Source organism: Paraburkholderia sp. CI3, assembly GCF_050436505.1.
GTDB classification, from domain to species: domain Bacteria; phylum Pseudomonadota; class Gammaproteobacteria; order Burkholderiales; family Burkholderiaceae; genus Paraburkholderia; species Paraburkholderia tuberum.
This window is the reverse complement of record NZ_JBNDMI010000004.1, coordinates 1,352,385-1,377,083: the sequence shown is the minus strand read 5'-3', so window position 1 is coordinate 1,377,083 and position 24,699 is coordinate 1,352,385. Positions and strand designations below refer to the sequence as shown.

23 protein-coding genes and 3 pseudogenes are annotated in these 24,699 nt (G+C 59.7%); 13 read left to right on the top strand and 13 right to left on the bottom strand.

Annotation, left to right across the window (positions count from 1 at the left end; all coding sequences use genetic code 11):
- Position 1 precedes the first annotated feature (1 nt).
- The 4 genes and pseudogenes from OKW29_RS27730 (at position 2) to OKW29_RS27715 (ending at position 3,885) form a co-directional block, all read left to right on the top strand.
- Complete coding sequence (locus OKW29_RS27730; protein ID WP_429293345.1) at positions 2-1,558, top strand: LPD7 domain-containing protein; 1,557 nt, start codon at positions 2-4, stop codon at positions 1,556-1,558.
- 10 nt (positions 1,559-1,568) lie between these two features.
- A complete protein-coding gene (locus OKW29_RS27725; RefSeq protein ID WP_184068056.1) occupies positions 1,569-2,096 on the top strand; it encodes a plasmid stabilization protein in 528 nt (175 codons plus the stop codon).
- A gap of 1 nt (position 2,097) precedes the next feature.
- Complete coding sequence (locus tag OKW29_RS27720; protein ID WP_429293344.1) at positions 2,098-3,147, top strand: relaxase/mobilization nuclease domain-containing protein; 1,050 nt, start codon at positions 2,098-2,100, stop codon at positions 3,145-3,147.
- A 15-nt stretch (positions 3,148-3,162) separates the two neighbouring features.
- Positions 3,163-3,885 (top strand): annotated as a pseudogene (locus OKW29_RS27715) (DNA adenine methylase).
- Between the two features lie 60 nt (positions 3,886-3,945).
- Here the strand turns inward: OKW29_RS27715 and OKW29_RS27710 are convergent.
- Entirely contained in the window at positions 3,946-4,374 is a 429-nt protein-coding gene (locus tag OKW29_RS27710; protein ID WP_184067777.1) for a hypothetical protein, read from the bottom strand.
- A gap of 221 nt (positions 4,375-4,595) precedes the next feature.
- The gene (locus OKW29_RS27705; protein ID WP_184067780.1) at positions 4,596-4,895 is read right to left on the bottom strand and encodes a hypothetical protein; all 300 of its coding nucleotides are present in this window, start codon (positions 4,893-4,895) and stop codon (positions 4,596-4,598) included.
- Between the two features lie 516 nt (positions 4,896-5,411).
- Between OKW29_RS27705 and OKW29_RS27700 the strand changes: the two genes are divergently transcribed.
- Together OKW29_RS27700 and OKW29_RS27695 are read left to right on the top strand one after the other, a co-directional pair.
- Positions 5,412-5,675 carry a hypothetical protein gene (locus tag OKW29_RS27700; protein WP_429293343.1) on the top strand — a complete coding sequence of 88 codons (264 nt, stop codon included), beginning with the start codon at positions 5,412-5,414 and terminating at the stop codon, positions 5,673-5,675.
- Positions 5,676-5,835: 160 nt separating this feature from the next.
- Positions 5,836-6,089 (top strand): annotated as a pseudogene (locus OKW29_RS27695) (tryptophan--tRNA ligase); the annotation flags it as partial.
- A 304-nt stretch (positions 6,090-6,393) separates the two neighbouring features.
- Here OKW29_RS27695 and OKW29_RS27690 read toward each other — a convergent pair.
- The 5 genes from OKW29_RS27690 to OKW29_RS27670 all read right to left on the bottom strand — a co-directional run bounded on the left by OKW29_RS27690 (position 6,394) and on the right by OKW29_RS27670 (position 12,452).
- Complete coding sequence (locus tag OKW29_RS27690; RefSeq protein WP_184067786.1) at positions 6,394-7,374, bottom strand: cytochrome d ubiquinol oxidase subunit II; 981 nt, start codon at positions 7,372-7,374, stop codon at positions 6,394-6,396.
- 36 nt (positions 7,375-7,410) lie between these two features.
- Positions 7,411-8,802, bottom strand: coding sequence for a cytochrome ubiquinol oxidase subunit I (locus OKW29_RS27685; protein ID WP_429293342.1), 1,392 nt, complete (start codon positions 8,800-8,802; stop codon positions 7,411-7,413).
- A gap of 313 nt (positions 8,803-9,115) precedes the next feature.
- Positions 9,116-9,991 carry an aldo/keto reductase gene (locus tag OKW29_RS27680; protein ID WP_429293341.1) on the bottom strand — a complete coding sequence of 292 codons (876 nt, stop codon included), beginning with the start codon at positions 9,989-9,991 and terminating at the stop codon, positions 9,116-9,118.
- Positions 9,992-10,081: 90 nt separating this feature from the next.
- Entirely contained in the window at positions 10,082-10,927 is an 846-nt protein-coding gene (locus OKW29_RS27675; RefSeq protein ID WP_429293340.1) for an oxidoreductase, read from the bottom strand.
- Between the two features lie 28 nt (positions 10,928-10,955).
- Positions 10,956-12,452, bottom strand: a complete 1,497-nt coding sequence (locus OKW29_RS27670; protein ID WP_429293339.1) for an aldehyde dehydrogenase family protein — start codon at positions 12,450-12,452, stop codon at positions 10,956-10,958.
- A 631-nt stretch (positions 12,453-13,083) separates the two neighbouring features.
- Here OKW29_RS27670 and OKW29_RS27665 point away from each other — a divergent pair.
- Positions 13,084-13,464: pseudogene (locus OKW29_RS27665) on the top strand (acetate--CoA ligase family protein); the annotation flags it as partial.
- A 111-nt stretch (positions 13,465-13,575) separates the two neighbouring features.
- Here the strand turns inward: OKW29_RS27665 and OKW29_RS27660 are convergent.
- On the bottom strand, positions 13,576-14,370 hold the full coding sequence (locus tag OKW29_RS27660) for an SDR family oxidoreductase (protein WP_184068059.1): 795 nt from the start codon (positions 14,368-14,370) through the stop codon (positions 13,576-13,578).
- Positions 14,371-14,372: 2 nt separating this feature from the next.
- A complete protein-coding gene (locus tag OKW29_RS27655; protein WP_429293338.1) occupies positions 14,373-14,714 on the bottom strand; it encodes a nuclear transport factor 2 family protein in 342 nt (113 codons plus the stop codon).
- 65 nt (positions 14,715-14,779) lie between these two features.
- Between OKW29_RS27655 and OKW29_RS27650 the strand changes: the two genes are divergently transcribed.
- The 4 genes from OKW29_RS27650 (at position 14,780) to OKW29_RS27635 (ending at position 18,822) form a co-directional block, all read left to right on the top strand.
- Complete coding sequence (locus OKW29_RS27650; RefSeq protein WP_429293337.1) at positions 14,780-15,187, top strand: winged helix-turn-helix transcriptional regulator; 408 nt, start codon at positions 14,780-14,782, stop codon at positions 15,185-15,187.
- A gap of 230 nt (positions 15,188-15,417) precedes the next feature.
- Positions 15,418-16,401, top strand: a complete 984-nt coding sequence (locus OKW29_RS27645; protein WP_429293336.1) for an MBL fold metallo-hydrolase — start codon at positions 15,418-15,420, stop codon at positions 16,399-16,401.
- Positions 16,402-16,473: 72 nt separating this feature from the next.
- Positions 16,474-16,599 carry a hypothetical protein gene (locus tag OKW29_RS27640; protein ID WP_429293335.1) on the top strand — a complete coding sequence of 42 codons (126 nt, stop codon included), beginning with the start codon at positions 16,474-16,476 and terminating at the stop codon, positions 16,597-16,599.
- 33 nt (positions 16,600-16,632) lie between these two features.
- Positions 16,633-18,822, top strand: coding sequence for a molybdopterin cofactor-binding domain-containing protein (locus OKW29_RS27635; RefSeq protein ID WP_429293334.1), 2,190 nt, complete (start codon positions 16,633-16,635; stop codon positions 18,820-18,822).
- Between the two features lie 84 nt (positions 18,823-18,906).
- Here the strand turns inward: OKW29_RS27635 and OKW29_RS27630 are convergent, their stop codons facing one another.
- On the bottom strand, positions 18,907-19,407 hold the full coding sequence (locus OKW29_RS27630; RefSeq protein ID WP_429293333.1) for a DUF4148 domain-containing protein: 501 nt from the start codon (positions 19,405-19,407) through the stop codon (positions 18,907-18,909).
- A gap of 7 nt (positions 19,408-19,414) precedes the next feature.
- The gene (locus OKW29_RS27625; RefSeq protein ID WP_184067817.1) at positions 19,415-20,698 is read right to left on the bottom strand and encodes an epoxide hydrolase family protein; all 1,284 of its coding nucleotides are present in this window, start codon (positions 20,696-20,698) and stop codon (positions 19,415-19,417) included.
- 237 nt (positions 20,699-20,935) lie between these two features.
- Here OKW29_RS27625 and OKW29_RS27620 point away from each other — a divergent pair, with 237 nt between their 5' ends.
- On the top strand, positions 20,936-21,574 hold the full coding sequence (locus OKW29_RS27620) for a TetR/AcrR family transcriptional regulator (RefSeq protein ID WP_184067821.1): 639 nt from the start codon (positions 20,936-20,938) through the stop codon (positions 21,572-21,574).
- A 323-nt stretch (positions 21,575-21,897) separates the two neighbouring features.
- Here OKW29_RS27620 and OKW29_RS27615 read toward each other — a convergent pair whose 3' ends face one another.
- A complete protein-coding gene (locus tag OKW29_RS27615) occupies positions 21,898-22,287 on the bottom strand; it encodes a winged helix-turn-helix transcriptional regulator (protein WP_429293332.1) in 390 nt (129 codons plus the stop codon).
- Positions 22,288-22,422: 135 nt separating this feature from the next.
- On the opposite strand from OKW29_RS27615, the gene OKW29_RS27610 reads away from it, so the two are divergent.
- Positions 22,423-23,415 (top strand): zinc-dependent alcohol dehydrogenase family protein, encoded by a 993-nt coding sequence (locus tag OKW29_RS27610; protein WP_184067827.1) that lies wholly within the window; start codon positions 22,423-22,425, stop codon positions 23,413-23,415.
- 299 nt (positions 23,416-23,714) lie between these two features.
- On the opposite strand, the gene OKW29_RS27605 is transcribed toward OKW29_RS27610, so the two are convergent.
- Positions 23,715-24,644, bottom strand: a complete 930-nt coding sequence (locus OKW29_RS27605; protein ID WP_260336450.1) for a LysR family transcriptional regulator — start codon at positions 24,642-24,644, stop codon at positions 23,715-23,717.
- Between the last annotated feature and the right edge of the window lie 55 nt (positions 24,645-24,699).

The window sequence follows — 24,699 nt, the reverse complement described above, 5'->3', positions numbered from 1 at the left end:
CATGATGGATGAAACCACAACCTCGACCGGCACGCCTGCGGACGATCCGGTTATCAACGTGATCGAACCAGATCCGCCGCCGCTTCAGGATCCGCAGGGCGGCGCTGCGGGCGCAGACCGCTTCGACCAGACGGCGGCCGATGCGCTGGGCGCACGCCGGCGCCGCGAGTTCGATGCCGCGCGGGCGCGGCTGCGCGATCAGGCCATCCAGGCGGAGGCCCCGCCGCAGGTTGCGGCACGGCAACCGGCATCGGAAGCGACGCCGCGTGGCAGCGACGATGCGGCCGCCATGCGATGGGCGCCGCTTGGGAATCCGCCAGAGACAGTGCGAAAGCGCTACCTGCGGGCGGGCAATCAGTATTTCCTGAAGGATGCGCCGCATCAGCTCGCATTCGAGGATATCGGTCCCTGCCTGGTGACGGAATACAACCGGCCGGACGTCGTTGAGTCGATGGTGGACATGGTTCGTGCCAAGGCCTGGGGGCGCGTGCGGGTGTCAGGCCACGAGCAGTTCCGGCGCGAGGTGTGGGTCCGGGCGATGCTGCTCGGCATCGAGGTGAGCGGATACGAGCCGAAGGCAGTCGACCTGGCGCGTCTGGCCGAAGGTCGTCGTGACCGGATGACGAACCGCATTGACGTGTCGCAAACGGCTGAGGCTGCGCGGGTTCCTGCGGATTCCCCGAAAGCGCCTGCGGTGACGACTGGTCCCACGGAATCGCAGGCGGCGCAACCAGCGAAGCGCGATGCCTCCCGGCAACTGGAGAAGGGCGCCGCCGCGCGACCGGCGGCTGGCGAACCGCCGCATGCTGCTCCAGCCGCCAAAACCGGGCCACACGTTGCTGAATCTGAGGGGCAGGAGCGTCAGCGCTACGTGGGCGAACTGGTCGAGTACGGCGGCGCGCCCTATCAGCACAATCCTGCGCGCAGTGACTCGTATTACGTTGTCTATCGCGATGCGGGTGGTGCGGACCGTGTCGTCTGGGGTGCGGATCTGGAGCGGGCCGTTGCGGAGTCCGGCGCACTCCCCGGACAGCAGGCGATGCTTGAAAACCTTGGCCGGCGTCTCGTGACGGTGATGGTGCCGGTTCTCGACGCGACGGGAAATGTGATTGGCGAAGAGGAAAAGGAGGTCTATCGCAATACGTGGAAGGTCGATGTCGTGGGGAAGGAGCCGACGCAGTCGCGTCGCGAGGCGTCCGACAGTAGGGGCGAGGCGGGAAGGAGCGGGACTGCGCGGCCGGCAACTCCGCAGCACACCCAGGCCGTGCGGCGTGAAACTCCCGTCGCGTCACCCGAAGAGCACGCCGTGCAGATGGCTGTGCTGACCGCCGCGATGCGGCAGCAGGGTTTCAGCGAGCGATCCATTGCGCGCGTGCAGCAGCACGCGCAACGGCTGCTGGCCGCATTCGTGGCGGAGGGCGTCACCGTGCCGCGACCGCGCGTGTTTGATCCCGAGGCCCCTTCCGCACGCAACCGCCGCACTCGCACGGCAGCGCAGCGCGTCCCGACCCGCGAGGTCGAACGTGGTCCGGCAGAACCGGCGCATCCGTCCCTGTAGGAGCACGCGCATGACCACGCGTATGCGACTGTGTGTGGATCTCGGGCCGGCGAAGCCACGCTGGCAGGCGTGGTGCGTCCTTCACGGCGTCACGGCGGCCGATGGTGTGCGGCAACTGGTCCACGGTGTGCTGGGGCAGGACGAGTCGCCGGACGGGTTCGCCGGGCATGAAGGCCATTTTCCGGTCGACGGGCATCGCGAACGCATCGAAGTTCGCCTCACACAGGAGGAACTCGAAGCGGCCCGACAGCGTGCATTGGCAAGTGGACTGAATGTCAACCGCTGGGTGGTTGCCGTGATCCGCGCGCAGCTTGTGCACGAGCCGCAACTGGGCGAGCGGGAGATGCGACTGCTTGCAGATTCAAACCAGCATCTGGCCACGATCGTGACGTTGCTCGGACGGTTGCAGGCGCATGGTGATGCGCGCGACGCGGCGCACATGACGCACATGATCGAGGGCGCCCGTGCCGTGATCGATACGCACTTGCGTGCAGTCATGTTGGTGTTGCGCGCCAATCTCGATCGCTGGAGCCGCTAGCATGCCTTTTCCGAAGACATACGTCGATCAGATGCTGCTGAACTGGGGTGACCGGCTCTTTCACGACCCGCTGCGGCACGTGCGGGCGCCGCGTGTGTCGCGCGGCGAACTCCAGCGGGATGTGCGACACATGCGCGAGCAGCTCGCCCGCACGCTCAGGCGTATCCCCGAGGTGATGGTCAAGATCACGAACAAGGCGTCGAGCGCGCAGGGCATGGGCGCTGTGCGCCGTCATCTGCGCTACATCTCGCGCAACGGTAAGGTGGAACTCGAGGACCAGGACGGGATGACCGTGCTTGGTCGCGAGGCGCTGCACGATCTCGCGGACGCGTGGCACCTCGGTGGATGGGGTATTCCAGAGGAAAGCCGCAGGCGGGAGGTGTTCAACGTGTTGCTGTCAATGCCACCGGGGACGGACCGGCAGGCGGTGCGCAACGCCGCGCGCGCGTTCGCGGCTGCGGAATTCGGTGACGGTAAACGGTATGTCTTTGCGGCGCACGATGACGAAGCGCACCCGCACGTGCATCTGAGCGTGCAGGCACGCGGGACGGACGGCAGGCGGCTCAACCCGCGCAGGAAGGACCTGCAACGTTGGCGCGAACGGTTTGCCGGGCAGTTGCGGGAGCACGGAGTTGAGGCAAACGCGACGCCGCGACTCGCCCGTGGCGAAACGCGGCGCTATCCGAAACAGGCTGTCGTGCATCTGACCGCGCGCGGAGAAATACCACGTTACTGGCGATCGGGGCTGGACGAGCCGACCCGCCTTGCCTTGTGGCACGCACACGCTGGGCCGCTCGAAGCATGGCAAGGCGTCGTTCACGCGATGGCTGGCTCGCAGAGTGCTGATGACCGGAACCTGGCGGAAATGATCACAGAGTTTGTGCAGACGATGCCGGTCCAGTACGACCGGCCCGACACCGGACGCACCGGCCCGAATGAAGGGATACGTCGTCGTAGCTCGATGCGTGAGCGTGGATTACGTCGCACGGACCGCGGTGAGACCCAGCAGGAACTGTTTCTGGACGATCTGGATGTCCGCGTGGAGCGGTGAGCAGAGGAGATGTGAATGGCGATGCCGATCATTCCGTGGATAGGCGGCAAGCGGCGGCTCGCGGACGTACTCATTCCGCGGTTTCCGGCCCACAGCTGTTACGTTGAGGTCTTCGCGGGTGCAGCGGCGCTCTTCTTCATGCGGCCGCCCGCGGCGGTCGAAGTCCTGAACGACGTGAACGATGAGCTCGTGAACCTGTACCGCGTGGTGCAGCATCACCTCGAAGAGTCACACACTGACCGACATCCAGCGTGCAGCGCGCTTCTACTACCTCCAGCAGAACTGATTCGGTGGCCGGGTTGAAGGGCGGACTTTCGGTACCGCGACGACCTCGTCGCCGGGGCTCAATCTGTTGCGCCTGGAGGAGACGCTGTCGGCGGCCCATCTCAGGCTGTCGCGAGCGTATATCGAAAAGCTGGACCGGCATGCCTGCATGGACCGGTACGATCGGCCACACACTTTTTTCTATCTTGCCCCCCATACTGGGAAACAGAGGGCTGCGGCCTGCCGTTTGAATTTGAACAGTACGAGCGTATGGCGGGAATGCTGGGCGGGTCGCGGGGGCGGGCGATCCTGACGCTCAATAACCACCCGGCGATGAGGGCGTTGTTCGCGCAGTTTGATATGGAATGCGTCGATATCCAGTACACCGTTGGCGGCGTAGGAAATACCGCGCCGCGCAGCGAACTCATTATCTACGGCGGGGACCGGTCGAAAGACCCTGTGGGACCATTCTGACATTGGTAACGGCGCCAGTTTGAGCGCGTCTGGCGCCGCGCTTCGACTCACGTTCTGGTGTCAGCGATCCATGAGCAGTGCGGGGCCCGCCTTGTACGAGGCGACCAGCACGAAGACCATGCCCATGATCAGCAACGGAAAGCTGTAAAGTGCGAGCGGAAAAAACAGGAGCAGTTGCAGCGTTGAGCCACCGATTCCGTGGACGAGATCGGTGTCGCGGATATTCTCGTACAGCAGCCACGCAACGGCGGCAAGCCCGAAGATCATCAGGATGATTCCGTCGGATGTTGTCGTGTGCTGAAGGTGTGCTTTCCCCCAGAAATAGAAGCCCCACCAGAGCAGATTGATCGCGATGGCGGTGAGCCAGAATCCGCGTGTTGTAAAGAAGGAATGGCCGAACCGGCGCCGGCAGTGCCGGTTGAACAGCTGGAGGCCTTTTGCGACAGCGACGACGATAGCGACGATCAGCGCGAGTTTCAGCCAACCCATGATTCGCTCCTTCAGGCACGCTTTGCGGCATAAACCTGCTCCGGCCAAGACATGGGCTCAGGCAGCAGCGAGGTTTCATCTGCGAAATATAGACGTTTGACTGACGAATGCAACGTGATCGATTCAGATGCGGAAGCGCGACTGCCGCGGCGATCTGCCAGGCGCCAGAACTGGCAGGAAGTAGAAATGCGTCTGGCGAAGGAGATTCCTGGTGACAGGCTTCATCCGGTCGCCAGCGTCGACGTTCGATTCGACAGGGATTCGGACAAGGCGACAAGAAGTCCAGTGGCATCGTGGCGCGTATGCTTCAGCTCGTGCAAAGGAACGGTCTTGAAATCTTCGGTTGAAGTCTCAGGAGCGTCATTGATCAGGGGCCCGTTTTGCGCAGGCCCTTGGTTTTCCCAACAGATAATCGCTGGTAGGCCGTACAGGATTCGAAGCTGTGACCATGCGCCAATTTCCGGTTTGTGCGTGGCTTTACGGACATTGTCAGTTGCCCGCACCACATGCTGTCGATCCATAGCGGCGGTGTTCCAACGCAGGCAGCAATTGTTGTATTAGCGGGAGGGGCGACAGGCCTCCTGTTTAGTTCGTAATCCTAATGTAGGCGGCCGTGTCTTCATAGAGGTCGTTTCGGTAGCCAAAGCTCCTGTCTTGGGTCCGGCACGAGTCGGTTGTCCGGGCGGAATGGCAGCCTCCTTCGCGAAGACTAGGAGTTGCTTGAATAGGGAGCTATTAATATAGGCAAACTTATCTAATTGACCGGGTCTCGGATGCGCTTTTCGCAAATGCATCTTCACAGATTGGGGCGCGGCGCTGTTGTGATGGATAGGCCGGTGTCCGCATTGACATACAGTCGGTAGCTCTTTATTACTCAGCGTGGCGCGGGGATGGGAACTGGCGTGGATCACCGTTCTCCGTCGACGCGGTGTGAGTCCGGGCAGCGATCTCCGCTCCCCGACGCCGCTCGGTAGGATTGTGGTAAAACAGCGCGCGAATGCGCCGGTCCGCGGCGCACATGCGATCAGGAGTAGAGGTTGAGAAGGAAGTCAGGGAACAGCTCGCACGTCATCGCGGTACGCGTCGAGGCGGCGATCGAGCAGCGATTGAGACTGTTGGCGGAAGTCACGGGGCGCAGCCAGTCGTTTTTTCTCAAGCAGTTGATCGAGAAAGGCGTCGACGCGATGGAAGACGCGTGGCTGCCGCAAGAAGTGGTTGCCAAGGTCCGCAGCGGGGCACTGCCGCCGCTGCAGCGTGGCACGACGTTGGATCTGTTCGAGGGTCCAATTAACGAGGAGTGAGCACGACCGCACCGCGTATCCGTGAAAGACGGCGGCGAGAGGGTGCAACTCGCCCACGTCGCTCAGATCCATCGAATCGCTGCTTCAGTCCGTAGATGAAGGGTACACAATTGCGGCTATCTCCCTTTTCATTTCCGGACAAACCGAGGAAGAGGCGAACGACGCGCCCAAGGTGGACGAGCTGATGTCGCACTATCGCTAGGTGGACTGGGCGATAGCGCGGTCAACCGAGTGTTGAACGAGCGCCTCCAATCGCTTATTGAACCGATTTGCGCACGCTGTCGCGAGCTAGCGGGAGACAGGGCTGAGGTGCTTGCCATCCTGAATCGAGGCACGGTGTGCGCCCGGGATGTGGCGGGCCAGACATTGTCCGAGGTGAAAAGCGCTTTGGGCTTGACCTACTTCGAGCGTTGAAGAGCGGTTCGGCTTGTTCCGTGGCCCGAGGCGGTGACCAGTGACTGCTATCCGGCGGAACTTGGCCGGATGGGCGTCGCACTCGGAGCGTGCATGAACTGCCTCACGCGGCCGAGTACCGTCGGCTACGTCCGCGTCCGCGTCCGCGGACTCGGCTCCCACCTGAGGAAGCGGCGCCCACCCGGCGCAGGCCGGTAACGAATTTATTTCTCACGCTCCAAACGATTGCCCGGTAAGGTTCCGCCGCACTTGAGGACTCGCATGGGTCGCCTGTTGACACCGTATTGACGCAACGATGACAGTTTTAATGCGGTCTACGGGTGACCTTCCCACGGAAGATGAAGTACTGGAAAAGGTTATAGCCGATCATCACCGGAAAAATCAGTCCGATGCCCACGAGCATGAAGATCAGCGTCGGCGAATCGGACGCGGCATCCACAATGCCTAACTTACCGGGAATGAAATCGGGAAACAGGCTGATGACGAGCCCGGCGAACGAGAAGAGAAACAGGGCAACCGACGCACGAAATGGTCCGGACGTGTTGCCACTATTGAGCGAAACGACGAGATAGGCGAAGCATAGTGCTGCTGCGAAACCGAGTGCGATCAACAGGTGGAAGACTCCAGGCTGAGTCCAGCGAATGTGACCGATGCCACTGAAAAACCACGTCGCCGCCGTCATCAGCAGCGCGGCTGCGACCGTCAGCAAGGCGCATATCAGAGCTATGCGCCGCGCCCATCGTTCGATGGAGTCGACCGTCTTTTTCATGAGGTACGTTGCGCCGAGCAGCGAATAGCCCGCAACCACGCCGCCTGCCGAAACGGTCACGAAGAGCCCGCTGAGACCACCAGGTAACAGGCCAGTAAGGATTTTTCCGAGCACAATACCCTGCGACGCCGCCGCGACCAGACTGCCGATGCCAAACACCGTATCCCACAGTCGGCCGTGCTCCACGCTGTGACGGAATTCGATTGCCGCACCGCGCATGATCAATCCGGCGATCAGCGCCATCACTGGCACGTACAGGTTTTGAAGCAACAATGCGTATGCGGCGGGAAACGCACCAAACAGCGCTCCACCTAGCACGACTAACCAGGTTTCATTGGCGTCCCATACGTGGCTGATAGTCTTGACCATCACGTCGTGGTCTTCGCGATTTCGCCTTAGAAGGCTTAGAATTCCAACGCCGAGATCGAAGCCATCCGTCACGACGTAGAACGCCAGCATCAGACCCAGTAAGCCGAACCAGGTGATCGCGAGCATTGTATGAGTGGTGCTTTCCATGGGACATCCTCGCTTCTGAAAAGTGGCCGCCTAAGATTAGTCGACTGTAACTACGGCCTGTGTGAGGACGATAGTCGGCGGAAGGATTGTGAGGTCCGGACCTTTGCGTAGCCACGCCCGAGCCAGGGCGAAGAAGGTGACCAAAAGCACAAGATAAAACGTGAAGAACATCGCGATGCTTCCGGACACCGCAGATTCGCCAACTTGTGACGCCGCGGCGCTGGTACGAAGCAAACCGTACACCACCCACGGTTGCCGTCCCACTTCACGGACGATCCAGCCGCACTCCACAGCGAGGTAAGGCAGCGGGATGCATAAGACCCATGTGAGCAGAAGCTTCGGCTGAGCCAATAGCCGATCGAGACTGCCACGCGTCTTGCGGAGCCCATAGACTGTCCAGAAGACCAGTAACATAACTACGAAGCCGACTCCCGCCATCACACGAAATGCGTAGTAGAGCAACGGCAACATGGGCGGCTGGTCGGTAGCGGGGAACTCCATCAGCCCCTTCACCTGTCCATCCAGAGAGTGGGTGGCGATAACGCTCAATAGACCCGGGACCTCGATCGACCAGTCATTGCGTTGCTCTCTTTGGTTCGGCCACGCCAGCAGCGACCATGGGGCGCCAGTACCGGGTTTGTTAGTCTTCCAGTGGCCTTCGATAGCCGCACCCTTTGCGGGCTGCGATGCGAACACGGCGCCGCCACTCGAGTCGCCCAACCAGATTTGAATCGGAGCGACGAACAGCAGCGCGAGCAATGCGATTTTGAACGAGCGGACGAAGAACTCGGTATGCCGCCTGCGCAGCAGGTTGTAGGCGGAAATTCCGGCGATCACGAACATGCCGGTCTCGATTGCGGCCATCCACATATGCGAAACGCCCCATGCCATGTCCGGATTGAAAATAGCGGCGACATAATCCGTCACGACGATTTTGCCGTTCACTACCGTGACACCTGCGGGCGTCTGCATCCATGAATTTGCAACCATGATCCAAAACGCGGAGATACTGGAGCCCAACGCAACCATCGCGGTGGCGAACAGGTGCACACCGCGAGGCACGCGTCCCCAGCCGAGCAGCATCACACCGATGAAGCCGGCTTCCAGCATGAAAGCCATCGCGCCCTCAAAGCCGAGAATGTTGCCTACGAATTGGCCGCTATATTTCGAGAATCCTGCCCAGTTGGTACCGAACTGGAACTCCATCGGAATTCCACTTACCACGCCAACGGCGAAGTTCAAGAGGAGCAGCTTGCTCCAGAATCGCGCGTGCCGGTAGTACATGACGTCGTTAGTTTTAAGCCATAGCAGCTCGATCAATAAGAGGAAGGCAGCCAGGCTGATCGTCAGGATTGGCCACAGAATGTGGAAAATCGCTGTCATTGCGAACTGCACGCGTGACAGATCAACTGCGTCACTAAAATCCATGGTGGGTATCCCCGGTTTAAGCGCATGAAGCACGCGTGGACGGATTGATCGCCGCGAATGCGAAGCCCGAGCCGTACTCGGCGCTGCCCGACGGCGGTCAAGCAGGACGAACGTCTAGAGCGTGGCGAGGGGATCAGCGCAGCCGTACAAGAATCAATAATGGTGGCGGGCGCCGCATAGCGACGTCCCGCCTTGCGGTGATGTTTGCTTGTCCAAACGTCAGGCTGGGCTGCCACCATCGGCACACATACCTGCCCTCCCACCGGTCGCCGCTGTCCGGATCACTTCGGCGTGCGCTGAGGCCGCGCTTGTTCTACGTGCTTGCTTGCCCCACCTTTTCGAGCGCGTCGAAGTCGGCCTTGGCCAGCGGGACTGCCGCCGCCGCCACGTTTTGCTCCAAGTGTTTCACGCGCGATGTTCCCGGGATCGGCAACATCACTGGGGACCGTTTGAGGATCCAGGCCAGCGCGACTTGCGACGTCGTGATACCGAGCCGCTCCGCGATATCCGACAGAACTGAGCCCGGCCGCGCAAGATCGCCCGCGGCGAGCGGAAACCATGGAATGAAGCCGATACCGTGTTGCTCGCAGTAATTCAGCACGGCTTCGCTCTTTCGATTGACGAGGTTGTACTCGTTCTGCACGGTTGCTACCGGGAAGTACTTTTGGGCGGCCTCGATATCCTCGACGCTAACTTCGCTTAGACCCACGTGGCGAATCAGACCTTCTTTGCGCATCTCGGCAACCACCTCGAATTGCTCTTCACGAGGCGTTTTAGGATCGATTCGATGCAGTTGCCAGAGATCGATGCGATCGACGTTCAATCGTCGCAGGCTCATCCGCACGCATTGCCGCAAGTAAGCCGGGCGTCCAACCGGTTCCCAGAATGCGTCCGCTGCAGGCCGGGTGAGCGCGCCCTTTGTCGCTATCAACATGTTGGTGTACGGATGCAGGACTTCGCGAATCAGATTTTCACTGACGAATGGGCCGTAGCTGTCGGCGGTGTCGATAAGATTGACGCCTATCTCCGGCAAGCGCAGCAACGTGTCCCGGACGCCCTGTGGGTCTTCCGGTTCGCCCCAGATGCCGGGGCCGGTAATACGCATTGCCCCGAAGCCGAGACGGTTGACGGGAATATCGCCACCGACCATGAACTGACCGGCATGTGCTGCGGAAATGTGATTCGACATGGTGAAATCCTTAAATTTGACGGGATAGGGCTGAGACAGGTGCGCTTCCAGGCCCGGCTAGGGCACGCCTACATCAGGCGTTGACGCGATCTAAGCGTCAACGTCGGTCGACAGCGTGAGTGGTTCCCACGTTTTAATATCGCTGTCGAGGCTCGCAAGCTTTTCACGCACGAAACCAAGTGCGTCGCTACCGAGCAGCAAATGGAATGGCGGATTGACCGACTGCACAAGCGTCAGGATGGCTCGTGCGGCTTTGGACGGATCGCCAATCTGTTTCCCGCTGCGCTCCTGACGCGTCTTGCGGATAGGCTCGAAGGTGGCGTCGTAGTCGGCTATGCTGCGTGCGCCGCGGATCATCGACCGGCCTGCCCAATCGGTTCGGAAACCGCCCGGTTCGACCGCCGTGACGGCAATGCCGAAGGGTTTTATTTCCTTCGCAAGCGCTTCGGACAGGCCCTCCAGCGCGAACTTGCTGCTGTTGTAATAGCCAAGTCCAGGGAACGTTACGAAACCGCCCATCGATGTGATATTGATGATGTGCCCCGAGCGGCGTTCGCGCATGAACGGCAGCACAGCTTTGATTACCGCGACTGCGCCGAACACATTGACGTCGAACTGACGGCGCAAGTCTTCAAGTGGCGATTCTTCGATCGTACCCTCGTGACCGTAGCCGGCGTTGTTGATCAACACGTCGATCGGACCAATGTTCTTTTCGACTTCTGCCACAGTCGGTGCGATGGCATCTGTGTCGGTGACGTCAAGCAGGCGGCCGAACGAGCGACCGTGTGCCCATTGCTCGAATTCAGCACGGGCTTGCTCGTTGCGCAACGTGCCGACAACGCGGTGGCCATCGGCTAGTGCCGCTTCGGAAAACGCGCGCCCAAAGCCGGTGCTCACACCTGTGATGAAGAAGGTCTTGCGAATGTCTTGAGGCATGATGCGGTACTCCTTGTGGGGCGGTGCGTTAGAACGGGTACGTCCGTGGTGCGTGCTGCACGGAAACCCAGTGTGTGCGGGTCATCTCGTCAATGATCCACTGTCCGCCGAAGCGGCCGAGTCCGGAATTCTTTTCGCCGCCGAACGGCGTGTTCGGGTAGTCGTTGGCCGTGAAGTCGTTGATATGGGTCATACCCGCTTCCACCTGACTCGCGAAGCGTGCGCCGCGCTCTAGGTCGCGGGTGAACACCGCGCTGGACAGGCCGAATTCCGTGCCGTTCACTGCCTCCAATGCCTCTTCTTCGTTGTTAAACTTCAGTATTGGCGCAATGGGGCCGAAGCTTTCCTGTTGTGCGAGTTCGTGCTCAGGCTGCACGCCCGTCAGCACCTGCGGCGGTAAAACCAACCCATTGAATTGGCCGCCGAGTACGGGCTTGGCGCCTTGTTCGAGACCTCGGGCCAGCAACCGTTTGAGTGCGTCGGCTTGACGCTGGCTGATCACTGGACCAATGACCGTATCAGCATCGTTTGGATTGCCGACTTTGAGTGCGGATGCGCGTGCCACAAAGGCCTCAACAAAGGAATCATGTATCGACCGATGCACCATGATCCGGTTGGTGGCCACGCAAATCTGTCCCTGATGCAGAAATTTGCCGACAATTGCCGCATGAACCGCTAGTTCCAGATCCGCATCTTCGAGCACCACGAGCGGGGCGTTGCCTCCCAGTTCGAGGGCTGCTCGTTTCAGGGTCGGCCCCGTCATCGTAAGGGAACCTACATGTCGGCCAACCGGCGTTGATCCAGTGAAAGAAACGAATGGCGATAGCGGATGCGTCACGAAATGATCACCAATCTCCGACGAGTTGCCGATCACGACATTCAGCAGACCGGGCGGCAGACCGGCCTCTTCGAACAGGCGCGCGAGCAGCAGCCCGCCGGTCACGGGCGTTTCGCTCGCCGGCTTCACGACGACCGCGTTGCCTAGTGCCAAGGCTGGAGCGATTGAGCGGGTAGTCAGGTGCAGTGGCCAGTTCCACGGGCTGATTACGCTCACCACCCCTATGGGACGGCGATACACCCGATGCTCCTTCCCGGGCACGTCTGCGGGTAGGATTTCACCCTTAGCCTGATAAGGGTAGCCGGCGAACTGCGTCATCATCGCGTGGACGGCCTGCCATTCAAGTGTTGCCTTAATGCGCGTGCTCCCCGACTCGCGGATCAGCCAGCCGACGATCTCCTCCTTGCGACGCTCCATGATCGTGGCTGCGCGCAACAGGACTCCGGCGCGCTCGGCCGCGCTGGTTCGAGCCCATTCGACTTGCGCTGTATGGGCTGCCTGAAATGCGTCATCGACATCCGAGCGGCTGGCCACCGGAATTTCCGTGAGGACGGCACTCGTATATGGATCGAGGTCCCGGATTTCGCCGTTGCCGTTTCCATAGCGGGACTGTCCCGAGATGTACTGCTTATCGAAATCGCTGTAGAGGGCAATCGAGCCGTTTAATGATGTGTCGGATGCGTTCATATCGCTGAGCCCGCATAAAGGTTGGGAAAGATTCCTTCTTGTGCTGAAAGAGCATGCGCTGGTGGCGCGGGCTCCCTTGTTAGCTGAGGTCGCCACGACAGGCCAGGCGAGCTCGAAGGTATCGACCAGATTGATAATGCGCGAGCGGCCTGAACCGATACAGTGCAACGTTGTGAATTTCCGTTAAGCGTGCGCGTCAACGTTAATGGACAGGGCTGGAGCGCGATTGCGCTTTTGTCGTCAAGGAAATAGTTGATGGGTTGCCTACGGAACAGACGAAATATGACGTTCCAGCGAGCGCCGTCTGGGCTGCAGGATGCAGCGAGCCGTTTGCGAATCTGTCCGCCAAGAGGCGGGAGGAGGGGTGCGATATTTTCTTCGATTTGCGGCTAATCGAAATGTTCGCTGGAGAGAGTGATCTTGAATGTGTAGCTCGGTTCCTGCTTTAGTCGCAGCGCTGCGATAGATGTGATACCGGCTTGCCACGTCGCGCGGCAGTGTCCGTGGACTATCCACTCGTCCATCGTGGTGCGAAACGCGACACGCGTGATCTCTGCTTCCTGCCTTGGCGTGCCGGACGCTGATCGATGTGCGATGCGGTTAGCCTTCGTTAAGGATAGACGCCCGGCAAATGGTGACAGGTGGAATTGAGCTTCTCTTTGGACTGCACCGAGATTCGCCTGGCACGGCGGTCCTGCTGGGAATGGGCGGCGTCACAGCGGAGCTGTTCAAGGATACGACGATGAAGTTGCTGCCCGCAAGCGCCCCTCTATCGCACGAGGAGGTATTGACGATGCTCCAGTCGCTAAAGACGTGGCCGCTGCTCGACGGTTATCGCGGCCAACCGAGAGCGGATGTCGATGCCACAGTTTCTGCGCTCGTCGCGTTCTCGCGAATGGCTGCGCAGCTTGGCGAGCGACTCATCGAAGCGGAGATCAACCTGGTTTTCGTTCTGCGCGCCGGTGAGGGCGTGCTAGCCGCCGACGGTGTCGCCGTCATTGCACCGTTGTGAGGCAACCGAGGTTTGGCCCGGTCCGATTCGAAAGACGCGGATCGCTGCATCTTAGGAGCGGCAGCACAAGACCCCCGAACGAAATCGTTCGGGGCTCTCATTTTTCTAACTTCACACAGTTGGAATAGTGCCACCATCGATCACGTACTCGCTGCCCGTGATCGACGAAGCGCGCTCGGAGACAAGGAACGCGACCAGTTCCGCGACCTCGTCCGGCCGTCCGGGACGGCCTAGCGGAATTCCACCGAGCGAGTCCATCAGTATCTGACGTGCGCCATCGGCGTCCGTGTTCGATGCACTGGCGATTCGCTCGATGAGCGCCGTAGCCGCCGTCGTTTCGATGAAACCTGGCGCCACAGTGTTGATCCGGATGCCGGACCCCGAGAACTGGTTCGACAGGCCCTTGCTATAGTTGGTCAAGGCGGCTTTCGCGGCCGCGTAGGCCAGTGTTGCGTCGTATAGCGGCAGACGGCGCTGAATCGACGAGATGTGCACGATGACACCGTAACCTTGCGCCAGCATCGGTGGGAGGAGCCCGCGGTCAAGCCGCACGGCTGCAAGCAAATTCTGGTCGAGTGCGGCCTGCCAAAGGGCATCGTCGAGCGCTAGTGCTCCGCCAGGGGGGGCGGAAGAGCCTCCGACGTTGTTGACGAGAATATCCACAGTCCCAAGTCGTGCGAGTGCTGCTTCGACAACGCGTGCCGCGCCTTCCGCGGTGCCAATGTCCGCAGCAAGGAAAAGATCTTCGTGTTCCAACGTCGCTGGGGCGGTGCGCGCTGTCGTGAAGACCGTGGCACCCGCTGCGCGCAGCCGCCGCACGATCGCCTCGCCCATTCCTTTGGTGCCCCCAGTGACGAGCGCTCGCTTACCGATGAGTTCGCGGGATAATTCGATCATGGGTGGCATTGTCATTTTTGCTCGATCAACAGTGTGTGAATGCTGCCTTCAGCGACGGTGAAAGTATATGCAAAGGGAAGCGGACTGCCTGGGAAGCTGCCGGCGATCTGTGTCTGGACGGTCCAGACGGTGTCTCCCGATTTCTGGCAATCAGCAGGAGTTACGGTAAAGCGGTATGCTTTCGCGGTGTCGGTAAGCCATTTGCGGATCGCGTCATGTCCCGCCATGGTCTTGTGTTCGCCGACATCGTTGACATTTGCGTCGATCGAAAAACAGGCGACCTGTTCCTCAATTGCTTCGGCGTTGACGGCATCGAAGTAGGCCGCGATCAGCGGCGGTAGTTGAACTTGCAAGTGCACTCCTTTCGGCCTTGTGGCATTGATTTGCGAATGCGAAGGATCGCTCCTTAAGTGACATCATGACAAGTACGCACGAGAAAGTGGCGTACTTACCTGCGAGTAAGTACGATGATTGGACACCAGAGGCGGCAGCTGCTGGTGTCGAGGATGCCTTGCGTGTTCTCGAAGGCCGCTGGAAGATGATCATCATCTTTCATCTGTTCAGTGAGTCGGTCCTGCGGTTTTCAGAACTGGAGCGCAGAATTGATGGGGTGTCGCAGAAAATGCTGAGCCAGCATTTGCGTGAGCTGGAGAGCGACGGTGTCGTGCAACGCACGGTCTATCCCGAAGTGCCTCCCAAGGTGGAATACCGCCTCACTGAAGTCGGGCAGGCACTGTGCCCAGCGCTCGATGCAATCCTGCGTTGGACCGAATTGCGGCACGATCTTCCTCACGCCGTTGCTGCGGCTAACGCGGAACAAGGCTGATTTTTGCGGCTTGAGACCACGCAAGCATCAGTTTTCGTTCGCGACCTGATTCTTCTTGTCCAGGTCATGGCATGCATCTTTCGTAGTATTCCCCAGCCGGCATCGTCCACTTGGCATCGTCGATAAGTTCCGTTGCTTCGCAAGTGACTTACGCACGCGCGAGGCGGCGGAATTGCGCATACGTCGCCAACCGGCGCGGTGCGATCAGACCGATAAACAAGGGAAAACGAATGCTCAACAAACACAAGGTTCTACGGTCTTCGAAGATGTTAATTCTAGTCGTGGCCGGTGCACTGCTTGGCGTCATGACCGCCCCTGCTTATGCGGCAGCGCCGATGGTCAAGACATCGGCGCCAGGCTACTACCGGATCATGCTCGGTGACTTTGAGGTGACCACGATTTCCGACGGCACATTCGCTGCGCCGGTCGCGAAACTGATGACGAACACCACCCCGGCGGTAGTCAATCAGGGACTCAAGCGTGCGTTCCTGTCGAACCCGATCAACATGTCGATCAATGCCTACCTGATTAACACCGGGTCGAAGCTGGTGCTTATCGACGCTGGGCTCGGAGCCTTTGATCGAGGGTATGGGCCGGGAGCAGGGCATCTGCTGGCGAACCTGAAAAGCTGCGGGTTATCGCCGGAGCAGATTGACGAAATCTACGTCACGCACTTTCATCCGGATCACGTCGGCGGTCTGGTGACCGACGGAAAAATGACCTTCCCGAATGCGATCGTACGAGCGGACCGGCACGAGGCTGCGGAGTGGCTGAATGAAGCAAACGCTAAGCAGGCGCCCAACGACTTCCGCTTTGGGGAGGCAACCGCGGCGTTGACGCCCTACATCCAGGCTGGCCACTTCCAGCCGTTCGAAGGCGCAACTCAGCTGATCCCGGGCATTCGTAGCGTTCCTGCGCCGGGGCACACTGAAGGACATACGGTCTATCGCGTGGACAGCAACGGTCAGACGATGTTGATCTGCGGCGACATTATCCATCCGCCCGCTGTTCAATTCGACAATCCGTCGATCACCATCGCCTTCGATAACGACTCCAAGGAGGCAATCGTGTCGCGCCGCAGGATTTTCGACGAGGCGGCTGAGCGTGGCTACTTGGTTGGAACCGCGCACATCTCGTTCCCGGGTATCGGCCATCTGCGCAAAGCGGGCAAAGGTTATGTCTGGGTGCCGGTGGACTATCTGCCGATGTACTGACGTTCCCTCGGCGGCGCGGCCTGGCCGCGCCGCTCACGTCATTTCACAAGAATTCACCCCAATTGCGCGTTCATGGCGCCTATCCTCGACGTAACGCACGCTACCGTTGACGGCAACGGCAACGGCAACGGCAACGGCAACGGCAACGGCAACGGCAACGGCAACGGCAACGGCAACGGCAACGGCAACGGCAGCTGAGCGACTGCCCGCAATCGAGGAGGGATTTACTGTATGTCTAACATGTCACCCGCGCGCGCACCATTATCGCGGCGTCAATTCCTGAAGATGTTCTCGGCGGCGGGCGGGGGGCTCATGCTCGGTATCGCTTTTCCGACCGCAGTCGATGCGGCGCCGATCGTCCCGGATAGTTCCGAGGCAAATGTGTTCGCACCCGACGCATTCATTCGGATAGCGCCCTCGGGGCAGGTCACGCTCATCATGCCGCGCGTGGAGATGGGGCAGGGCTCTTACACATCGATCCCCATGCTGATTGCGGAGGAGTTGGAGATAGCGCTCGACAACATCGCACTTGAACACGCGCCCGCCAACGACGTTCTGTATCGCGACCCGGTGATCGGCAGTCAGATTACCGGAGCATCTGCATCGACTCGAAGCGAATGGTTACCGATGCGGCAGGCCGGTGCCGCTTGTCGCGTATTGCTTGTCAATGCCGCGGCGATGAACTGGAAAGTAGACCCAGCCAGCTGTCGCGCTGAAAATGGCACAGTCAGGCATGTGCCGACGGGACGCACGTTGAGCTATGGCCCGCTGAGCGTGCTTGCAGCGAAGCTCCCCTTGCCACACAACGTTGCGCTGAAGGATCCGCATACTTTCAAGCTGGTCGGTACGCCCGTCAAGCGGCTCGACGCGCGCGCCAAGGTAGATGGTAGCGCAGGCTTTGGCATCGACGTGAGAGTGCCGGGAATGCGCATCGCGACGGTGGCAGCTAGTCCGGTGGTCGGCGGCAGGCTGAAGAGCGTAGACGCACGGCTAGCCCTGCAGATTGCGGGTGTGAAGCAGGTTGTGCAAATCGACGACGCGGTTGCGGTGGTCGCCGACCATATGTGGGCGGCCAGGCAGGGGCTGGCAGCATTGGTTATCGAATGGGACGAGGGTGTCAACGCACGGTTCTCCAACGCATCCTTGATCGCGAAGATGGAAGAGGCGTCGGCGAACGACGGCGTGGTTGCGCAGCAAGTCGGAGATGTTGCGCATGCGCTGAACGGAAAAGGAAATCGCATCGAAGCGCGCTACGAATTGCCTTTTCTCGCTCATGCAACGATGGAGCCGATGAATTGCACGGTCCACGTGACACCGGACGGCTGCGACGTGTGGTGCGGTACCCAGGTGCCGGCGCGCGCGCAGGCTACTGCGGCCGAGGTCACCGGTCTGTCGTTGGAAAAAGTCCGCGTGCACAATCAATATCTTGGCGGCGGGTTCGGGCGCCGTCTCGAAGTGGACTACGTGACACAGTCGGTTTGTTTTGCGAAGCAGGTAGAGGGGCCAGTCAAATTCGTCTGGTCGCGGGAAGAGGATATCCAGCACGGCCTGCCGCGGACGTACTACCTGAACCGCTTCGAGGCACTTCTCGATTCGAGTGGGCAACCGCAAGCCTGGGCTCACAAAGTGACCGGCGCCGCGGTGATGGCGCGCTATCTGCCGAGTACGTTCAAGAATGGCGTCGATCCCGATGCAGTCAACGGCGCGATCAATCTGCTGTATGACATTCCGAACGTGAAGGTGAACTACGTTCGTTACGAAACGCCGATGCCGATTGGCAAGTGGCGTGGCGTCGGCCCCACGCACAATGTGTTCGTCGTGGAGAGCTTCATGGACGAGCTTGCGCACGCTGCCGGCAAGGATCCGTTCGAATACCGCCGTGCGCTGCTGGCGCATCAGCCTCGTGCAAAACGTGTCCTGGAGACTGTCGCAAGCAAAGCCGGTTGGACAACGCCACTTCCCGCAGCGAAACCCGGAGTCCGCGTTGGCAGGGGCATTAGCGTTCAGTTTGCATTCGCGTCCTATCTCGCTGAAGTCGCAGAGGTCGAAGTGAACGAGCAAGGAGAAGTTCGGATCCGCCGGATTGTCTGCGCAGTCGACTGCGGACATACCGTGAATCCGGACACGATTCGTGCGCAGATCGAAGGGGGCATCGTCTTTGCGTCGTCGGCAGTGCTCTGGGGCGAGATCACGTTCCGCAACGGCCGCATTGAGCAGGGCAATTTCAACGACTATCGGGTGATGCGCATTAACGAGGCTCCGGCGATCGAAACGCATATCATCGATAGTGCCGAGGCGCCCGGCGGCATCGGCGAAGCGGGCACGTCGGCGCTATTCCCGGCCGTAGCGAATGCAGTGGCGGCTGCCACCGGCACGCGTATCCGCAAGCTGCCGATCAATCCCGCGATGTTGAAGGTATGACCGGCGTTTGCATTCACCCAGCTTAAGAAGCGGGGCGATCGCCGGACTACGCGGCGTCGCCACGGCGCCTCTGTGTCGTCCCGCTCAGTGGCCGAAGAAGACTTGTTCGAAGGGGGCGGGATGACGCACGGCCGTTCCACTTTCATTGTGCGAACGAACGCCGCCAAAGCCACTGCGGTCGATTTTTTTCTCGCTATTGGCGATCGACTCGCGGCTCGCGCTTTCCGACTGCACGACCGAAGGGCCGATGTGATCGTAGCGATCGACCACACCGACACGACCGTCCGCGCGAGCATCCGCGAGTTCAGCGCGAACTTCCGCGCGTGTCAGGGGTGCAGACTCGCCGGCAAACGAGGTGGCCGAGGCGATCAATGAGGACGCTGCGACCAACGTGAGGATAAGCGATTTCATGTTCAACTCTCTATCAAGGATGGACGCGAACGAAAGTGTGCGTCCTTGCTTTGCAATATACGGAGTACGCGTCACGGCGCCCAATTCGAACTGCGCCGGCAATTGATAAATGGCGCTAATCGATCGTTGCGTTGATCGGCCACCGCTGACACCGTAACGCGCGCAATCGTGCATTTCGCGCTCAGGTACGCATCTTCCGGAAGCCGTCACGCAACTCGCGAACGAATATCTCAGGCTGTTCGAAAGCTGCGAAATGGCCGCCTTTCTCGACCTTGTTGAAATAGACGAGCTGTGGGAACGTGTCGCGCGTCCAGCGTTCCGGAGCACGGAAGATTTCGTGCGGAAACACGCTTACCGCAGCGGGCACATTGACCTGCCCGGCAGCATAGAGATCCCCCTGATTCTCCCAATACATCCGCGCAGAAGAGGCAGCGGTATCGGTCAACCAATAGAGCGTGATGTCATCGAGCATCTCGTCGCGAGTCAGCACACGTTCCGGCTTGCCACCGCTGTCCGTCCACGAGTGAAATTTTTCGTAAATCCATGCCGCGAGCCCAACGGGCGAATCCGATAACGCATAGCCAATGGTTTGCGGTTTGGTGGCCTGCTGGTGGTAGTAGCTACCTTCCTTTTCGCGGAACTGCGCGACGTCGCGGACTGCCTGTTCTTCGTCCGGCAGCAGGCCGCTCGTGGGTATTTGCTTCGGAAATACGAATGCCCAATTGAGGTGGATGCCGGCGAGTTCCTTCGGCTGTTGCTGGCCCAGCGCGGTCGTCACGCACGCTCCCCAGTCTCCTCCTTGAGCGACGTAGCGTCGATAACCCAGTTTGACCATCAGCGTATTCCACGTGCGCGCGACCCGCGCATCGTCCCAGCCGGTAGTGGTCGGTTTATCCGAGAACCCGTATCCCGGCAGAGTCGGCAGTACGAGATGGAACGCGTCCTCGGCACGCCCGCCATGGGCGGTCGGGTTGGTCAGCGGATCGATGACTTTCATGAACTCTACGATTGAGCCGGGCCAGCCGTGGGTCATCAGGAGGGGCAGCGCATTCGCGTGCTTCGATCGGATGTGCAGAAAATGGATGCCGAGACCGTCGATCTCGATTCGATGCTGGCCCAGACTGTTGAGACGGCTTTCGACACGGCGCCAATCGTAGTGATCGCGCCAATAGTCCGTCAGTTCACGCATGCTCGCGAGCGGCACCCCCTGCGACCAGTCATCGACAGGTTCTTTGTTCGGCCAGATGACGTTGGCAAGACGGCTGCGAAGGTCGTCGAGTTGCGCCTGCGGCACATGAATCTGGAATGGCGTCGGCTCGGTTGTTGCGGCGGGTAATTCGATGCCGCGCACCGCGGCGCGCGCCGGGGTTGAAGCGGTGAGTGCGCTAGCAAGCGCTGCGGCACCCGCGGCGGCGCCTGCCTTGAGAAAGGAGCGGCGCTTGATTGAAAGTTCGGTAGTCGTCATAGCGTTGGTGATGTTCGTTGATCGGATAGTCAGTTCAATGTCCCCGGTGACCGGTTTGAATTAACTATAACGATCATTATAGAAAAACAATCAAAGCTGACGATTCGTGTTTCTTATCGATCCGCAGAGAAAAACTAATGGTATGCTGCTCATTGTTGCTTTAAAAGAACGATATTCCGCTACGCCCCACGCGACCTCGGACCCTCTTGACATGATCTACATCGTATAATGATCGCTATGGATAAGATTAAACCCAGCCGTCCGGCTCGTCGTCGCTTCGATCAGGATGCTGTACTGCAGGCGGTCACCAACCTGTTCTGGCAGCACGGTTATGAAGCAACGTCGATGGCCGACGTGCTGAATGCAACTGGCCTGACTGCGCCTAGCGTGTATGCGGCGTTTGGCAACAAGGAAACGTTATTCCGCGCAGCTGCGGATTACTGGACCCAACAGTACTCGGCGAGGATCTATCGATTTCTCTACGAGTCAATCACCTTGCGGGAAGCGCTTGAGCGAATGCTGCTCGAGGCCGTGAGGATCTATACGTCGAGTGGACATCCACGCGGCTGCTTTCTGACTGGTGCAGCGGCGAATTGTGCCGCGGGGTCAAGTATCGTTGAGGAGGATTTGCGGCAACGCCGGATCGACGCGCAGGCGGGCGTTCGACGGCGCATCGAGCGCGGGGTCAAGGGCCACGATTTGCCATTGGGCACGGACGCCGAGCGGCTCGCACGCTTCGTAATGACTGTGCTGCAAGGTCTGCACGTTCAGGCACGCGACGGCGCTACGCGTGCCATGCTTGAGGCAGTGGTGGCGGACGCGATGCAGTTCATACCCGCTCCAGATCGAATCACTCATCGAACCGGGAAGGCCTAGCAGTGCGCAAGCGTGAGCCCGTCGCCGGCGCTCAGCTCTCGTGTCCGCTGCCACAGTTCGTGAAAAATTGCGATCTGACCTCGCCCGGCCCTTTCAATCCTTTTGTCTGGTTCGCGACGTCCGTGTGTTGTGAAAAGTGGAAGGGCGCGCAGATCGTGCAATGAAAGAAAAAGTCGCGAACGAACTCGTATGGTCGCTCGAACGCGCGGACCGAGTTCGCCCAAAACCGGCCGCTCATTGCTGACGGCTGATTCGTGAGCAATCGGGTGCGCGCTCCAGCTCGTATGGGGCGTAGAGGGCGCATTGGACGAGCTCTGTTCAGTTCAAGCCGCTTTGACAGTCTTCTGTCGCAAACCGCGCCGTTCAAGCCAACCCACTCCCCATTCGTTGAGTTGCAAGAGTATGGGTCCGATCGTGCGTCCCTCATCCGTCAATGCGTATTCGACCTTGGGAGGCACGACAGGATAGACGGTGCGCGTGATGAAGGCATCTTCCTCGAGCTCACGCAGTTGCTTCACAAGTAAGCGGGGTGTGCAGCCGGGCAAGTGCCTTTGTAACTCATTGAACCTCATGGTGCCTTTCGTTAGCAGATAGTAAAGGACCACACCCTTCCAACGTCCATTGATCAGGTTGAGTGTGGCAACTATTGCGCACGGTGGCGCTTCGTCGTATTTGCGACGCTTCGGCATAGAATCCTTCAAACCCAGCAGCATTTGGCAGTCTGGTCACACTACCCTTTTGGGTAGTATATGTAAAAAATTGAAGTATTGCGGTTCCGGGCGCGTGGCAAAACAATGGAGTGAATGCTCAGCGATCCAGGCTGAGTTCACCCCAAAAGGAGTTTTTTTATGACCCGAGTTGTCCGTTTCCATGAATATGGCGATGCGAACGTCCTGCGCATTGAAGACGTGGACGTTCCCGCACCCGCTGTAGACGAAGTTCAAATTACCGTCAAGGCCATTGGGCTCAACCGTGCCGAGGTCATGTTTCGCACCGGCCGATATCTTCAAGAAGCAGCATTTCCGTCCCAGCTCGGCTACGAGGCCGCGGGCACCGTGAAGACGCTGGGTGCAAACGTTACTAATTTTTCCGAAAACGATGCCGTGAGCGTCATTCCGACCCTGGACATGTCGCGTTGGCCAACTTACGGGGAAGTGATCAACATTCCGGCCAAGTATGTTGTGAAACATCCTGCGCGGCTAAGCTTCGAACAGGCCGCTGCATCGTGGATGCAGTACGTTACGGCGTGGGGTGCGCTGGTTGTGCAAGGGAAACTGGGCGCCGACGATTTCGTGATCGTGTCGGCGGCATCGAGCAGCGTTGGCATCGCTGCAATCCAGATCGCACGGAGCGTCGGTGCAACCGTTATTGCAACGACCCGCACCAGCGCGAAGGCGCAGCCGCTTCAGGATGCCGGGGCTCACCACGTGATCGCCACGATCGAGGAGGACCTGGCGGCCCGAGTGAAGGAAATCACGGATGGCAAGGGAGCGCGCGTCGTGTTCGATCCAATCGGCGGCCCAGCAATCGCTCAACTTGCGGAGTGTATGTCGTTCGGTGGCATCCTCCTCGAGTACGGCGCGTTGAGCACCGACGAGGGGGTGTTTCCGCAGTTCGCTTTGCTCGGCAAGTGTCTGACCTTCAAGGGCTATCTTTACATCGAGGTCACGAGCAACGACGAACTGCTGGAACGCGCCAAGGCGTTTATCAACGAGGGTCTCGAATCCGGCGCTCTTTCGCCTTTGATCTCTCGGACATTCGACTTCGATCGAATCCAGGATGCAACGCGCTTCCTTGAATCGAATGAGCAAGTTGGGAAGATTGTTGTCACGGTGAACTGAACGACCGTCCGAAGCGTGCTGTAAACGCGCTTGAAGTTCGGAATAAGCTTGTGCGGTAGCGACGTACAGCAGCGGCATGGCTCAGGGCGGCATCGTCGATTTTCGCTTACGAGTGACCGCTTTTGGGAAAGCTGGAGGGCCGATGTGGGTCGACAGCCGCTCGACGATCGAGACAACACCGGCGTCGTCAGCGACGCACAGCGGCGCTCCGCGCGCCCGCCGAAGACAACACCCTGGTGTTTCGGGCGTTTGTCTTCAGCCGCAGCCGGATTTGTTCACTATTTGCGGCAGCTATTTTTTCACTTCCCTGATACATTTTCGCTTTCTGTGTCAACCGACATCGCGCACGGCGCGTCGCGTGCTTGCGCCGCGCATTCGAGCAGATAGTCGGCCAACAATCGCAACGAAGGCGACATTTCCTTGTGCTCCGGGTAGACGAGGCAGTAGCGTTTCAGTCCTCGGATCGACTTGTCGACGGGAATGATCAACCGCCCGTCTGCGATCTCCTGTTGGACATATAAGCGCGGTACTAGCGCCACACCGACTCCACTCAACGCTCCAGCAATCAGCATCGAGAACAGGTCATAGCGGGGTCCGCGCAGAAAATCGAAATCACGTCTCGCATTCGCAGCCTCGAACCAGCGAGGCCACGCCTCTTCGCGAGAGGTCTTATGGAGCAGTGTGAAGCTGGCGAGATCTACGGCTTTCTCGCATTGCTCGATATTCTTGAGCGTTGGTGCGCACACCGGCACCAGCTCCTCTTCGAACAGGTGAACCTGCACGGTGCCTGCCCAGGAGGGATGTTCGAAGTGAACCGCTGCATCGAGGTGCGAATCGCCGAACAGGAAAGGATGTGGTCTTTCGTTGAGATTGACGGTGATGTCGGGATGGATCTGTTGAAATTCGCCGAGGCGCGGAATTAGCCACTTCGCGCTGAACGTCGGCATCACCGCAAGCTCAACGACTTTGTTGACATCCTGCGGGATCATCGCCGCTATCGTATTGCGCTCTATCCGGCTTAGATCTTCACGTACTTTCGTCGCATAGGTACGTCCTGTCGCCGTTAGCGTAAGGCGCTTTTTCACGCGATTGAACAGCGGCAAGCCGAGATAGTCTTCCAGCTGCGATATCTGGCGGCTAATTGCGCCCTCCGTCAGAGCAAGTTCGGACGCCGCGCGCGAAAAGCTCTCATGCCGCGCGGCCGCTTCAAACGCGATCAGTGCGCCCAAGGTCGGTATCTTCCTGCGCATTCCTGTCTCCACCTCCAACTATTTTCCATCGATC